We start from the raw sequence: 15,685 nt of genomic DNA on the forward strand, positions 1-15,685 counted from the left end.
TGTCTGCTAATACCGCGATTAGACGGGCATTTGCTACAACACCCCACCCATAACTGGTTGTAGTTTCCTGATCGCCCTATTCGAGTTGCTTGATATTATGGGCTTTCGAAATTTAGGTTCATCTGGGGCATACTAGCAGATGGCAATGGCAAAGAACTAAATAACAGTAGCACCGTTAACTATGTCAGTCTTTCACTAGGTCTTATCTCACTACCGGGGATTTTTATTCAATTAATTAACATCATTGAGCTAAATAAAGAGAAACGGTTCGTTGCTACAACGCCTTGTCCAAAATGCAAACATAAAGTCGATATCATTTTAAAAGAGGGGTAGTCCGTTTGTCCTTCATATAGAACTCTGTCACGAACCCCGCCTTTCAGCGGAAGCCCCGGTGCCCAGGCAATCGGCTCGGCCATGATCGCCAACATCCGGTCGAGCTCCTCGGGGCTGCCGAGCTCCGCACCGACTTCGTCATGCACATGGGGCACGGTTTGATAGCTTGCTGCGTCCAGGCGCATTAGCGATACCGCCAAGCAATCCCGCGCGATCGTCTGGACGCGAACCAGCAGCGACTTGATGTTAAAAGCAAAGATATAGAACTCAAGTTGATCGGTTGATCATTACTTGAGTTTTTTATATGTTGTAGATTTTTGGAGATAGTCGTGGTATAACTGGGTCAAAATCTATGTTTCTGGTAATAGGATCGGTTTCTCGTGGCAGGCTGTCAATCTTTCAGTGATAATGGCATTGTGAGTATTTTGGGAGCGAAAGATGTTATGCTGGCGAAAACGGGAAGGCGGGAGGAACCGCATTGAAAAGCTTTGATTTACGAAAAGGAGTGCGTTTCGGCTCACGGGCGTTAGGCTTAACGCTAATTCCGCTTATTTCGATTCTTCTGCTGACAGGGATCTACGATTATATGCTACCGAACCGATCGGCCTCGGAGGCCAGGCATGGCGTTCTGGATCTAAGCGGATGGGATTTCGGCAAGATGGGGTTTGTCAATCTCGACGGAGAGTGGACGTTCTACCCGAACCATCTGCTGTCGCCGGATGATTTCCGCAGTGGCGGAGAAGGCGGTACCCGGACCATCATCGCCAGCATTCCGAACGCCTGGTTCGGAGGAAATCCGCCGGACGAGGCGAGCCGGACGCCGTACGGCACGTACCGGCTGACAGTCAAGCTGCAGGAAAGCGGCGGCAGCTACGGCATCCGGGTGAACAACATTAACAGAGCACACCGGTTGTACGTAAACGGCATTCAGACCGGGAACGGGGGGAACCCGTCCGACAATCCACAGGAATACAGAGCGGAAAACAAGCCTTATACGACATTCTTCCGTGCGGAAGGCCGGGAATTGGATGTCGTACTGCAGGTGGCCAGCGACAACCCCGCGGGCATAGGGGGCTTCGAGGATTTACAGCTCGGGTCGCAGGCGGACATGCTCCGCAAGGATGAACTCTTTTTCGCTTTCGAGTTTTTCGGTCTGTTCATTCTGCTACTGTTCGGCGGGTACCACTTGAGCATCTATGTCATGAGGCTGAAGGACAAAGCCTATCTATACAGCGGTCTTTATTATCTGACCTTCCTGACTTTCATTGCGTTCGACGGAGATAACCTACTGCTCAAACTTGCGCCGGGATTTTCCTATGAATGGGCTGATAAGCTCTATTTGATCGGCGGGTTATCGAATATCGCGGTGCTGGGTATTTTCCTTCATCATTTGGACCGCAAGCTGCTGTCCCGTAAGCTGCTGCAAGCGCTCGTCGCGCCGCTCGCCGTCTATCTCGCGGCTGTCGCGGCGCTTCCATACGAGATGTATTCCGCCGCCGGCAATATGCCTTGGAACTATGCGCTGCTGCTGGTCGCGTTCTACCTGTACCGGGCCGTGCGGTTATATGCGAAGCAGGACGGCCAGCTGGACCGCAAGGAAACCGCGTTGCTCTGCGGCGTGCTTGTGTCCATCGTGTCGATATTGCTGGTCGGGTTCTTCTATTCCATCGGATGGGTGGATACGGACCTTGGGCGGCGGATCGCGTTCCTTGTGGCGATCGCGTTCATGAACACGCTGCTCGCATTCCGTCTCACCCGCGCCACGGACCGGACGGAGCAACTGACGGAGCAATTGATCCTGCGGGATAAGCTGAAGGATGAATTCCTGGCCAATACGTCGCACGAGCTGAAAACGCCTCTGCATGGCATCCAGAATATGGCCTCCTACTTGCTCGACGGGAAGGCGGGCGCGCTTACGGACAAACAGCGAAGAGAGCTGTCTCTCATCCAGGACACGTCGACGAAGCTGTCCGCGCTTGTGAACGACCTTGTAGACGTTGTCAGGTTGAAGCAGGGGGACCTGCGGCTTCAGGAATCGGTCCTGGACCTGCGGGTCGCCGCGCAGACGGCGTTCCAGGTGCTGGAGTTCGAGCTGGCGGGTAAGGATGTGCGATGGGAGAACCGCATTGTGCCGGCCACGTTCGTCCGTGCGGACGAAAATCGGGTGCGTCAGGTGCTGTACAATCTGATCCATAACGCGATTAAGCATACGAAAAAAGGATGGATCGCGGTCGGCGCGACCGTCTCGGACGGTCAGGTAACCCTTTGGCTCGAGGATACGGGGATCGGGATTCCGAAGGAAAGCCATGAAGCGGTCTTCGGTTATTTCGAGCAAGCGGAACACGCGCCGCAAGATGGGTACACGGGAATGGGGCTTGGACTGTACATCAGCCGCCAATTGGTGGAACGGATGGGCGGCCGAATTCGCGTGGAGCGTTCCGAGCCGGGGCAAGGCACGCGGATGGTGTTCACCCTCCCGGCAGCAGATCCGGGCACCAGGACATCCGCAGAAGGTTATGTTGCCGCTGCTTCGGAACGGATACGCACGGAATATCTGATAGAGCTCGATATCGTCGATCAGACGCGGGAGTACACCGTGCTCGTTGTCGACGACGAGGCGTCCAACATCCGTATCCTGCTCAACCTGCTTGGAGACGAATATAACGTGCTGACGGCTTTTTCCGCGAAGGAGGCGCTCCGCAAGCTGGAAGATCATCCTCGGATCGATCTGATGATCCTGGACGTCATGATGCCGGAAATGTCGGGCATCGATCTATGCCGGACCGTCAGGGAAACGCGCTCAGTGCTGGAGCTGCCCGTTCTGTTCGCGACGGTGAAGGATTCCCTGCACGATATCGAGCTTTGCTTCCGGGCAGGGGGGAACGACTTCATCGCCAAGCCGTTCGATCCGAAGACGCTCGCCGCAAGGGTTCGGACGTTATTGTCGATGAAAACCTCGATGGACTTGGCCGTCAAGAACGAAATGGCATTCCTGCAAGCGCAGATCAAACCGCATTTTCTGTACAACGCTTTCAGCAGCATCGTCTCTTTTTGCTATACAGACGGGGAAAAGGCCGCTTATTTGCTGTCCATGCTGAGCCGCTATTTGCGAATCGTGTTTGAACGTGATCAAAAGGCGTTGTTCGTGCCTCTAAGCGTGGAGCTTGATCTTATTAAAGCTTACGTGGAAATCGAAAAAGCCCGATTCGGCGAGCGGCTGGCGTACAAGCTGCAGATGGATCCGGGACTCGAAACGAGCGTCATTCCTTCACTTATTCTCCAGCCGTTCGTCGAAAACGCGATCCGGCACGGCCTGTTCGAAAAAGAAGGCAACGGAACGGTAATGTTGACCATCTCGGACGGCGATGGTTATATCCGATTCGATATTGGCGATGACGGCGTCGGCATGGCGGATGATCTGCTCTACCGCCTAAGTGCGGGAGAACGTCCGGAAGGCGCCGGCATCGGGGTGACGAACGTCCGCAGGCGGCTGGCATCTATCCCGGGCGCGAGCGTGACGGTCGATTCGGCATTGGAGCGGGGGACGAAGGTGACTGTCTATTTGCCGAAGCAGGGTGCGTCGGCATCGAACGCGGTTTAGACGGACGGCGAACGCAAGAAAGCGAATGTCCGTTCTTGTGAGGATTTTGGGAGCAGGCTATGCTATCTTTCGTAAAATAGGTATTATCGTATAGTTGCGAGGGGGACTTGTTTTGACTGTTACGGAAGGAACTTTTTATGGGGTGAACGGCGTTGAATTGTTTTACAGGAAAGTCCTTGCATCAAGGGAAGCGGCTAGAGGGACGGTCATTGCCGTACATGGACACGGCGATCACAGCGGCGGCCTGCAGAACCTGATTGAAAGATTGGCGGAGAGCGGGTATCACGTCTATGCCCACGATTTGCGGGGACATGGCAAAAGCCCGGGGATCCGGGGGTTTATCCGCAAATGGGAGGAGTATCGGGGAGATCTGCATGCGTTCAGGGAGTTGGTCGTTTCAGAGACAGCCGGGCTGCCCGTTTATGTGATCGGACATAGTATGGGCGGACTCATTAGCGCGGATTATTCGTTATTTCATGGTCATGGGATTTCGGGGCTCGCGTTGATTGCGCCTGCCATTTCCTATGAAATGACCGTCTATGAAAAATGTCTCATCTCTCTCATGGGGAAACTGAAACCCGATCTGACCGTTCATAAAGCCGGGAGCCCGGATTTATTGACGCAAGATCCCGAGATCCGATCCCGGCTGGCGTCCGATCCGTTGCGGCACGACACGGTAACGCCGGGTTTGGGCCTCGGCATGATGCAAGCCGTATCCCGGGTCATGAAACAGGTAAAGTCCATGCAGCTCCCACTGCTGCTGCAATACGGACTTGGCGACGAGATTACTCCCCCCGCGAAGCTGCGGGAATTTTACCACTCGGTCGGTACAGGGGATAAACAAAATTACGAATACGACGCCATGCGTCACCGCCTGTTCGACGATTTTGGGCGGGAGCGTTTCTTCGCGGATATGCTGAACTGGATGGATCGGCATTCGGCGGCAAACTGAAGCCAGAGGAGGAGAAAGCATGCTTCGCGTGATCATTGTGGAAGACGAGAAGCCAACTCTGGATCTGATGGAGAGGCTCGTCGGACGGCATCCGCTGCTTGAGGTCGCTGGAGCGTTCACGAGTCCGCTCGATGCGCTGGAGCGGTATCCGCAGCTGAAGCCCGACGCCGTCTTTCTTGACGTAGAGATGCCGAAGATGGGCGGTATTGAGCTGGCGGACAAGTTTAGGGCGATCGACGAAGAGTTTCAGGTCGTGTTCACGACGGCTTATCCCGGCTACGCGGTCGATGCGTTCCGCGTAAGCGCGGTCGATTATTTGCTCAAGCCGGTTACGTCGGACGAGCTGGAGAGGGTCGTGGCCCGACTCTCGAAGAACCATTCGCTGCGCTCCGCCCTGCGGCCTTCGTCAGCCGCCGAGGAACCGCCCGTCCGCTGCTTTGGCACGTTCGAGACGAGGAAGGCGGACGGAAGCCTGATCGGCTGGCCGACCCGGAAGACGGAAGAGCTGTTCGCCTATCTACTCGCTAATCCGAACCGGCTGGCGGGCAAGTGGCAGCTGGCTGATCTCCTTTGGACGGAGATGGAGGAGGACCGCGCCCTCCACAACGTTCACAATGCGGTCTACCGGCTGAAAAAGGCGTTAAAGGAAGCGGGACTGCCGGTGGATTTGACTCACAGCAACGAAGGATACCTGTTCAGCATCTCCCCTTCCTTCACGGATTTGGAAAGCTTCCGGGACTTTATGAGCCGGACGTCCGCGATCGACGAACGGAACGCGGCGGAGGGCGAGAAGCTGTTCCGGTTCTGCCGCGGAGCCTTGTTCGGGAGCAAGGACTACGTATGGAGCTCGGGACTTGCGGCCGAAGTGTCGGCGCAGCAGTCCTCGCTTGCCCGTATGCTGGCGGCCTATTACCGCGGAATCGCGGAATATGCAGCCGCGAAGGAGACGCTTCGTTCCTATTTGTCCGATTCACCGCTAGATGAGGAGATGAACGCGGAGCTTCTCGGACTGTACGCGGAAAGCGGTGAAGCGGTTTCGTTCCGGAACCATTACGAGCAATACGCCAAGCGGCTGAAGGCCGAGCTCGGCATTGAGCCGGCGGAATCGATTCGTGAGCTGGCGGCTCGGTTATCCATATGTAGGCCAAGCGGAAGTTGTGCCAACGCCAGACACCAAACCGACGATTAAGTTTAGAGATATCTCTGGACACTGGGCAGTAGCTAACATCCAGCAAGCGGTAAGCATTGGAATCGTCAGCGGTTATCCGGATGGAACATTCAAACCAGATAAAACCGTGACGCGTGCGGAGTTTGTTGTGAGTCGATGATATCGGGTTTGCTCAAAGGGACTCTGAAGCGGAGTCTCTTTTTTTCATGCCGGTTGTCGTCGTCTTGTGAGAATTTTGGGAGAATCGTCTGGTACCCTATCGTCAATAGATCGAATCTGTTGATTTCTATTGATTAGAGGTGCTTTGATGAAGCAGCATTATATTGGGTTCGGGATAACAATGCGGAGGCGGGTCTCGGCATGGCTATTGCTGCCCGCCATCGTCTTATCGGTGCTGTCCGGTCCGGCGATGACGGCAAGCTCGGCAGCGCCGACATGGACGACGGATGTGCCGTTCGAACCCCCTGCCGACGTCACGTCGCTGGTCGCGGCGAACGGAAAGCTGTACGCGGGTTCTCCTGGTAGCGGCTTGTGGGTATACGGCGACGGCATGTGGGGGCACTTTAGCTCGCCAGGGAACGTGCGTACCCTTGAATACGCCAATGGAACCTTATACGCGGGCTCTTCCGGCAGTCAATCCGTCTGGTCGATGGGCAAGAGCGGGGAATTGATTCCATCCAGCGAGGTATACGGGTTCGTGGCTGATCTCGAGTACATAGACGGCATTCTCTATGCCGCGAACCACTCTTCTGGCGTCAAGCAGATGGACAACAGCGGCGAATGGTCGGCGACGAGCGGTAATTTAGGACGGGTAACAGCGCTGGCGAACGCGAACGGTACGCTGTACGCCGGAAGCGATAAAAGCGTGTGGAAGTACGATAAGACGGATGGAACATGGACGAACGTGTTCGTTCCACCTGATTCGTTAGTCTCTGTGACGGACTTCGCTTATGCGAACGGGACCTTGCATGTGGTCACGAATGAAAGGAGTCAAGCGATTTGGTCCATGGACGCAAGCGGTAATTTTTCGCAAACGGGCGTTTCGCTTGGTTATGTGAACAGCTTGAGTGTTGTGGAAGGCACAGTCTATGCGCTGTCCAAATACGACGGCGTTTGGAAAACGGATGAGAACGGCACATGGTCGAAAATCGATGGATCGCCTAACAACGTAACCGCGTTGGCGCCCCTGAACGGCATGCTGGTGGCTATGGTTTCGGATGTCGGCAGCAACGGGATGTGGACTTACAGCGGCGGGACTTGGACACATATACCGGGAACGCCGGGATACATCAAGGAACTCGAAGTTTTGAACGGAACGCTGTATTCGTGGGCGGGCAGCGGATTTTGGTCTAATCGCAACGGAGAATGGACGGAGATCGTTACCTCGATGAGCACCGTGTTCGATTTGATCCAGGCCAACGGCACGCTCTACGCGGGGACAAGATCGATGGCGGCATCCGATGTCAACGAGGTATGGACGTTCGAAACCGGCAATTGGGCACGAATGCCGGGCTCGCCGGATAACGTTATATCATTGGCGTACGTGAACGGTACGTTGTACGCGGCTACGAACTTGAAAGTGTACGCTTTCCTTAACGAAACTTGGTCGGAGACGACGGGGACGATGCCTACGGGTAGTATCCGAGTATTGGCCGAAACGGACGGAATGCTGTACGGAGCGACCTCTCAGGATATATGGACGTACGGCGAAGGCGGCTGGACGCTCGTTCCAGGCTCGCCTGCCGGCGTGAATCACTTCGTCAACCTGAATGGTGCTCTGTATGTAGAGAGCTCTTCCGGGATACAAGTCTATAAAGACGGCATCTGGACGCCGCTGAGCGGCTCGCCGAGCGTCGTTTACTCCATGTTCGGGCTAAACGGCACGCTTTATGTCGGGGCGTACGACGGCGTATGGACCAACCGGAACGGCATGTGGAAAAAGCTTGACGGCAGCCCGTATTTTGCAAATGACTTCGCCTATCTGAATGGCACGTTGTTCGCGGGAGGAAGCGGGATTAGCCGAATCGCGATCGGTTCGTATGCGGATTTGAGCGGTTTGACGATTAGCGAAGGATCGCTGTCATTTGATGCAGACAACACGAACTATACGGTCAATGTCGCTTACCCTATTGCAAGCGTGGATATTACGCCGACGCTCGCGGACGGCGCGACGACGATGACGGTGAACGGGAATCCGGATACGAGCGGGCATGCGGTTACGGTGCCGCTAGTTGTAGGGGATAATGTGATCCCGATCGTCGTCAAGGGCCAGGATGGGGTCACGACGAAAACCTACACTGTGAACGTTACGCGGGCTGCGGCCAGTACGAGCGACCACATGTTGGATGTGGCCGTCAACGTGGCGGCCGGCAAAATCACGGGCACGACCTCCGGCATGGAATACAGCCTAGATTCTACGGATGGAACGGACGGGAATTGGAGCACCGCAAGCGATGGGGAGACGTTGGGCATCGCCTTTGCTGCCGGTAACGTCTATGTTCGAGAAGCTTCGGATCATACGAATGTCCGCTCGGTCGCGGTCATCGCTCCGCCGGCGGCTGCGCCGAATCTCGAATACGACGATACGGCGGACACGATAACGGGGTTGACGGACGCTTACGAATACAGCTTGGACGGCGGATCGACATGGATGGCCGGTTCGACGCCGCCGGATTTGTCCGGCACGAAAACGATCCGGGTGAGGACGGCCGCGACGGCCGCCGCGCTGCCGAGCGAAGTGCAGATGATCGTTTTCACGCCGACCGCCGATGTTGCCGTCGTGTCGACGGTTGAGATCTCGGGGCCGACGCCGATCAACTTGCAGAGCGGTCATTCGGGGACGGAAACGTATACGGTTACGGTTAAAGATCAAAACGGTGCGGTATTGACGGGTGAACAGGTAACGTGGAGCTTGCAGAGTGCGGTTGACGGCGTCAGCGTGGATGCGGATTCAGGGGAGGTTACGGTCACCGATTCGGCGGCCGACAAGAGCATGTTCACACTAGTGGCGACTTCGAAGACCGATCCGACGAAAAAAGGGATGCTTGAGGTCACGATATCAAGGTTTACCTTGGACAGCGTGATCAGTCCGGAGACGGCTCCCTTCGACAAGAACGCATCGGCGCAGGCGAACGTCATAGCAACGATGACGCTGAACGGTAATACGCTTCAGAAGATCTCGAATGGCGGTACGCCGTTGATTTCGGGTTCCGACTACACCGTTACCGGCGACACGGTGACAATCAAGAAGGAATATTTGGCCGCCTTGGATGCGGGAGATCAAGTATTCACGTTCGACATGAGTGCGGGAACCGATCCGACCTTAACCATCACGATCGGCGACTCGACGCCGACTCCCTCCGTCACGAGCGTGGTTGTAAGCCCGGCCAGCGCAACTGTTACTCAAGGGGAAAGCCTGCAGTTGACGGCGACCGTAACCGTCGAGGGAGGAGCGGACCAGACGGTTGCTTGGACAAGCGGCGATGCGAGCGGGAAAGTCGCCGTCGATTCTTCGGGGATGGTCAAGGTCGCAGCCGACGCCGCTTTGGGCGACTACACGATTACCGCAACATCGACGGCGGATAGTTCCAAGAGCGGCACGGCAACGATAACGGTCACGGCGGCGCCGGTTTCTGAAGTACCTGCGAATCCGCAGAACCTTGTTTCGGTTGGAGGAGACAGTCAGGTTGCGCTTGAATGGGACACGGTGACGGGGGCGACTTACTATGCGGTTTATTTGGCAGACGTTCCAGGAGAGTTTGGGGAGATTGCAGTTGCAACGGTAGCGGACTCTGTTTACACGATCCAGAACCTGACGAACGGCACAACCTATTACTTTATCGTGAAAGCCGGGAACTCGATAGGCTTGAGTGAGAGGTCCGAGCAAGTAAGCGCAACGCCTTTGTCGATTGTTCGTCCCGGAACGATACCGGGAGCACCCACGGGAGTGACCGCCTCCGTGGGCAACGGACTGGCGACGATCCGTTTCACGCCACCTTCGAATGATGGCGGGAGACCGATCACGGAATACCAGGTTACGGCTTGGAAAGATGGACAGGCCGTCAAAGAGGGATCCGGTTCGTCTAGCCCCATCACGGTAACGGGTCTGACGAACGGAACGGCATATACCTTCACCGTAGTCGCGGTCAACGCGAATGGCACTTCACCCGCGTCCGTCGCCTCGGCTCCGGTAACGCCGCTTTCTGTACCGACTTCGCCTGAGGGATTGGCGGCTGCGCCAGGCAGCCGCCAAGTTGCCTTAGCGTGGAGTGCCGTGGGGACAGCGGAATTCTATTCCGTGAAGCGCAGCACAACCGACGGAGGTCCTTATGTGACGATCGCGACGATTTTCACATCGGCAGCTTACACCGATACTGGTTTAACAAACGGAACCACGTACTATTATGTGGTCACCGCGCACAACGCGATTGGAGAAAGCGCAAATTCCGCTCAGGTTAGCGCGAAGCCTGTCAGCGGAAGCGACAGCGGCAGCAGCGGCAGCGACAACGGTCCAGCTCCGTCAGCAGATCCAGTCCCGAATAGCGCCGGTCCGCTGCAAATGAGCGTAACTCCGGAGCAAGGCGGGTCAGGGGAAATAAAAGATTTGGCCGAGCTGAAGGTTCCGGCAGGAGCGGTGCCGACGGATGGTAAAATATCCGTGGCTGTTGTCGCCGCCGATCAGGTTCCGTCGACAGGCGAGCTTGAAGCCGTAAGCCGGGTGGTCGAATTCACAAGCTCGACCGGCCATACGTTCAGTAAGCCTGTGGAGATTACGTTCCATTATGATCAGGAGAAAATCGGCGATGGGCGTCAAGCGGCCGTCTATTACTACAACGAGCAGCAGCATCGATGGATTTATATCGGAGGAACGGTTAACGCGGACGGGACGGTAACGGTAAGCGTCAGCCATTTCACGAAATTCGCCGTATTCGAATACGAGCCGGCACCTTTTGCCGATTTGGCAGGGCATTGGGCGACGGTGTATACCGATCGGTTAGTCGGAATGAAAGTGATTCAAGGTTACCCGGATCGAACGTTCCGTCCGGATGCAACGGTAGCGCGGGCGCAATTTACGAAAATGCTTACCGAAGCGCTGGGGCTTCCGACGCCCGCGAACGTTACGGATTTTGCGGATGACAGCGAAATTCCGATCTGGTCCAAATCTGCCGTAGCCGCAGCGGTGAAAGCCGGACTCATAAGCGGGTATCCGGATAAAGGGGCGATATGGTTCAAGGCCGATCAAACGATCACCCGAGCGGAAATGGCTGTCATGATCGCGCGCGCGTTGAGTGCGGATGGGAACTCAGCCGATGGCGGAGCAGATCGCTTCAAAGATGCTGCGGCCATTCCGGACTGGGCCCAAGCATCGGTTGAGGCGGCCGTTTCGGCAGGAGTTTTGAACGGCTATGAGGATGGAACTTTTCGTCCTGATCAGCAAGCTACCCGGGCGGAAGCGGCGGCGATGATCTATAAGCTGCTAGAGGTTTTGAAATTATAAGGCGGATGAATCCATATAATGCTTGAAGAGAGACCTTGCGTCTCTCTTTTTTTGTGAGAATTTTGGGAGAATGCTTTGTTATTCTGTCGTCAAATGTCTAAAACTGCGAATGCAGAGAAGTCGGCATGCGACAATGGAGGAGGCAACAGAGGAATGTCAAAATCAAGAAGCTTTACAAGAGGAATACGCTGGCTCGTAACTTTCGTTTTGCTCATGGGAACGATCTCTTATCAGTTCCCGGCTGAGGCTTCGGAGGCAGATTCCCACGGATATCATCCTGTACCTGTCAGCGGTACTTGGGAATATGATATGAATGGCAAGTTTGCCTATCCGGTCGGGATCGCAAGTGACGGCAGCGGGAACGTATATGTGGCGGATACGAATAATAACCGGATTCAGAAGTTCGATTCCAGCGGTATATTCGTGAACGCATGGGGAAGCTATGGCAACGGCGACGGGCAATTTATCGAGCCGGCAGGTGTGGCGGTAGACGGCAACGGGAACGTGTATGTGGCGGATAGGGGAAATCGCCGGATTCAGAAGTTCGATTCGAACGGTGCGTTCGTGACCGCATGGGGAAGCCTTGGCAGCGGCGACGGGCAATTTTCAGCACCGGCAGGCGTGGCGGTAGATGCAAGCGGGAACGTGTACGTGGCGGATACGAATAATCACCGGATTCAGAAGTTCAATTCGAGCGGCGCATTCGTGACCGTATGGGGAAGCCATGGCAGCGGCATCGGGAAATTTTCAGGTCCGCAAGGAGTGGCGGTAGACGGCAGCGGCAACATCTATGTGGCGGATTGGGGCAATAGCCGGATACAGAAGATCGATTCGGAAGGTGCATTTGCCTTAGTGGGGGGAACCGGAAGCAGCATTGGGAAATTTTCAGGTCCGCAAGGAGTGGCGGTAGACGGCAGCGGGAACGTATATGTGGCGGATACGAATAATAACCGGATTCAGAAGTTCGATTCGAGCGGTACATTCGTGACCGCATGGGGGAGCAATGGCGGCGGCGATGGACAATTTAAATTTCCTAGAGGAGCGGCGGTAGACGGCAGCGGGAACGTGTACGTGGCGGATAGTAACAATAACCGGATTCAAAAATTCGATGCGAGCGGAAATTTTCTGGGGAAATGGGGAGGGTTCGGCTCTCCATCCATGGACATTAGCTATGTGGCGGCAGATCGCAGCGGAAACGTGTATGTGGCGGATACGAATAATAACCGGATTCAGAAGTTCGATTCAAACGGCAGATTCGTGACCGCATGGGGAAGCTATGGCGGCGGCAATGGACAATTTTCAATTCCAGTCGGAGTGGCGGTAGACGGCAGCGGGAACGTGTATGTGGCAGATGCTGAAAACAACCGGATCCAGAAGTTTGATTCGAGCGGTACTTTCATAACCGCATGGGGAAGCACTGGCGGCGGCAACGGGCAATTTAACTGGCCGACGGGAGTGGCGGTAGACGGCAGCGGGAACGTGTATGTGGCGGATTTGGAAAATAATCGGATTCAGAAGTTCGATTCCAGCGGTACATTCGTGACCGCATGGGGAAGCTGGGGCAGCGACGACGGGCAATTTAACGGCCCGATAGGAGTGGCGGTAGACGGAATCGGGAATGTATATGTGGCGGATACGCGGATTCAGAAGTTCGATTCGAGCGGTACATTTGTGACCGCATGGGGAACCAATGGCAGCGGCAACGGGCAATTTGGCGGCGGCCGCCCGGGAGGAGTGGCAGTAGACGGCTACGGGAACGTATATGTGGCAGATACGGGCAATAGCCGGATTCAGCAGTTCGATTCAGACGGCCAATTTCTTACCCTTTGGGCTGCGGAATATCCGGAGACAATTGCCGTGGACGGCACCGGAATTGTATATGTCAGTCAGGAATCGAAAGTCACCAAATATATGCCTGACAACGTCGCCGATGCAGACGGGATTATGCTCTCTGCCGGAGGGCTCAGCCCAGCGTTTGACCGCAACACGGTATCCTTTACGGTATCTGTCGCCGCGAATGTGAAGTCCGTAACGATTACGCCGACGCCGGCGGACCCGCTGTCGACGGTCAGCGTATCGGATGCGTCCGGAACGGTGACCGGAGTTGTATATGGTGGAGTAACATCATACACTACTAATTTGCGTGTAGGCGAGAACCCAGTTTCGATCGCGATTACGTCATTCGACGAGTCGATGACGAAGACGTATACGATCATCGTGAACAGACTGTCAAGTACGGATGCGGTACTCGGCGCAACGGCGGGAGACGGTTTCGTCGATTTGGCATGGACGAGCGTAACGGAAGCCGTCTACTATAACGTGAAGCGCGGCACGACGGACGGGGGGCCGTATGAAACGATCGCGTCAAGCGCGTCGGCAACCTATACCGACACGAGCGTAATCAACGGCATGACCTACTATTACATTATAACTGCTGCCGATGAGACCGGAGAGATCGGCCGGTCGAATCAGGCGAGTGCGACGCCGCTTTCGGTGCCGACTGCGCCTGCGGGATTGGCGGCTACGCCAGGCGACCACCAAGTTGCCTTAACGTGGGATGCCGTTGGGACTGCAGAGTTTTATTCCGTGAAGCGCAGCGCGTCCAGTGGAGGCCCGCATATGCGGATCGCGACGAATCTCTCATCGGCGGCCTATACCGATACCGGGTTATCAAACGGAACCGTGTACTATTATGTGGTCACCGCTCACAACTCGATTGGGGAAAGCTCAAATTCCGCTCAGGTTGGCGCGACTCCTGTCAGCAGCGGTGGCAGCGGTCCGGCTCCGTCAGCCGGTCCAGTCCCGAACGGCGATGGTTTGTTGCAAATGAACGTAACTCCGGAGCAAGGAGGAACAGGCGAACTGAAAGGCGTAGTCAGGCTGAAGGTTCAGGCAGGAGCGGTGCCGGCGGACGGCAATATATCCGCGGCTGTTGTCTCCCCTGATCAGGCTCCGCCGACAGGCTCGCTCAAAGCGGCAAGTCCGGTAGTCGAATTTACAAGCTCAACCGGCCGTACGTTCGGCAAACCGGTAGAAATGACGTTTTTCTACGATAAGGACAAGGCAGGGCGCCAAGTGGCTATCTATTACTACAACGAGCAGCAGGAGCGCTGGATTTATATCGGAGGTAAGGTTAACGTGGACGGAACGGTAACGGTAAGCGTCAATCATTTTACGAAATTCGCCGTATTCGAGGTTGAGCCGGCATCGTTTGCCGACTTGGCAGGGCATTGGGCGACGGCTTATACCGACCGGTTAGTTGGTATGAAAGTGATTCAAGGTTACCCGGATCGAACGTTCCGTCCGGATGCAGCGGTAACGCGGGCGCAATTTGCGAAAATGCTTGCCGAAGCGCTGGGGCTTACGGCACCCGCGAACGTTTCGGATTTTGCGGATGACAGCGAGATTCCGGCCTGGGCCAAATCTGCCGTATCCGCAGCAGTGAAAGCCGGTCTCATCAGCGGATATCCGGAGCAAGGGGTTATACGGTTCAAAGCCGATCAAACGATCACTCGCGCGGAAATGGCCGTCATGATCGCACGCGCCTTGAACGTGGACGCGAACATAGAGGTGAATCGTGCAAATCGCTTCAAAGATGCTGCGGCCATTCCGGACTGGGCCCGAGCGTCGATTGAGGCGGCAGTTGCGGCAGGAATTTTGACCGGCTACGAGGACGGAACTTTCCGGCCCGATCATCAAGCAACCCGATCGGAAGCGGCGGCGATGATCTATAAGCTGCTGGAGGTTTTGAAATTATAAGGTGGACGATTCCGTATGATGCGTGAAGAGAGACCTCGTGTCTCTCTTTTTTTGTGAGAATTTTAGGAGAGCGCTTTGTTATCCTGTCGTCAAATGTCTAAAGCTACGATTGCAGTGAAGTCGGCATGCGACAACGGAGGAGGCAACAAAGGAATGTCAAGATCAAGAAGCTTTGCAAGAGGAATACGCTGGCTCGTATCTTTCTTTTTGCTAATGGGAACCATCCCTTATCATTTCCCGGTTGAGGCTTCGGCAGCAGATTCCTACGGGTATCATGCTGTTTGCTTGGCCACAAGTAACGACTTGGGCAGTCAAGCAATTCACCATGCTCCCGGAATATCCGCCACAGATCACTTGTCAGTTTCTCAATTCACA

7 protein-coding genes are annotated in these 15,685 nt (G+C 55.5%); 6 read left to right on the forward strand and 1 reads right to left on the reverse strand.

The annotated features are described in order from the left end of the window. Window positions 1-227: 227 nt before the first annotated feature. Window positions 228-518 (reverse strand): hypothetical protein, encoded by a 291-nt coding sequence (locus tag RB620_RS25810; protein WP_308099439.1) that lies wholly within the window; start codon window positions 516-518, stop codon window positions 228-230. A gap of 293 nt (window positions 519-811) precedes the next feature. Between RB620_RS25810 and RB620_RS25815 the strand changes: the two genes are divergently transcribed. The 6 genes from RB620_RS25815 to RB620_RS25840 all read left to right on the forward strand — a co-directional run bounded on the left by RB620_RS25815 (window position 812) and on the right by RB620_RS25840 (window position 15,310). Beyond that, a complete protein-coding gene (locus RB620_RS25815) occupies window positions 812-3,934 on the forward strand; it encodes a hybrid sensor histidine kinase/response regulator (protein WP_308099441.1) in 3,123 nt (1,040 codons plus the stop codon). 112 nt (window positions 3,935-4,046) lie between these two features. After that, window positions 4,047-4,886: an alpha/beta hydrolase gene (locus RB620_RS25820; protein ID WP_308099442.1), complete on the forward strand. Its 840-nt coding sequence runs from the start codon at window positions 4,047-4,049 to the stop codon at window positions 4,884-4,886. Between the two features lie 19 nt (window positions 4,887-4,905). Further along, a complete protein-coding gene (locus tag RB620_RS25825) occupies window positions 4,906-6,075 on the forward strand; it encodes a response regulator (protein ID WP_308099445.1) in 1,170 nt (389 codons plus the stop codon). Next, window positions 6,044-6,214, forward strand: coding sequence for an S-layer homology domain-containing protein (locus RB620_RS25830; protein WP_308099447.1), 171 nt, complete (start codon window positions 6,044-6,046; stop codon window positions 6,212-6,214). Before RB620_RS25825 ends, RB620_RS25830 begins: the two co-directional genes overlap by 32 nt. A 147-nt stretch (window positions 6,215-6,361) precedes the next feature. Beyond that, window positions 6,362-11,551: an S-layer homology domain-containing protein gene (locus tag RB620_RS25835; RefSeq protein WP_308099449.1), complete on the forward strand. Its 5,190-nt coding sequence runs from the start codon at window positions 6,362-6,364 to the stop codon at window positions 11,549-11,551. A 153-nt stretch (window positions 11,552-11,704) separates the two neighbouring features. Further along, on the forward strand, window positions 11,705-15,310 hold the full coding sequence (locus RB620_RS25840; RefSeq protein WP_308099450.1) for an S-layer homology domain-containing protein: 3,606 nt from the start codon (window positions 11,705-11,707) through the stop codon (window positions 15,308-15,310). Window positions 15,311-15,685: the final 375 nt, after the last annotated feature.

Source organism: Paenibacillus sp. LHD-117 (assembly GCF_030929555.1).
In the GTDB taxonomy this organism is placed as follows: Bacteria; Bacillota; Bacilli; order Paenibacillales; family Paenibacillaceae; genus Pristimantibacillus.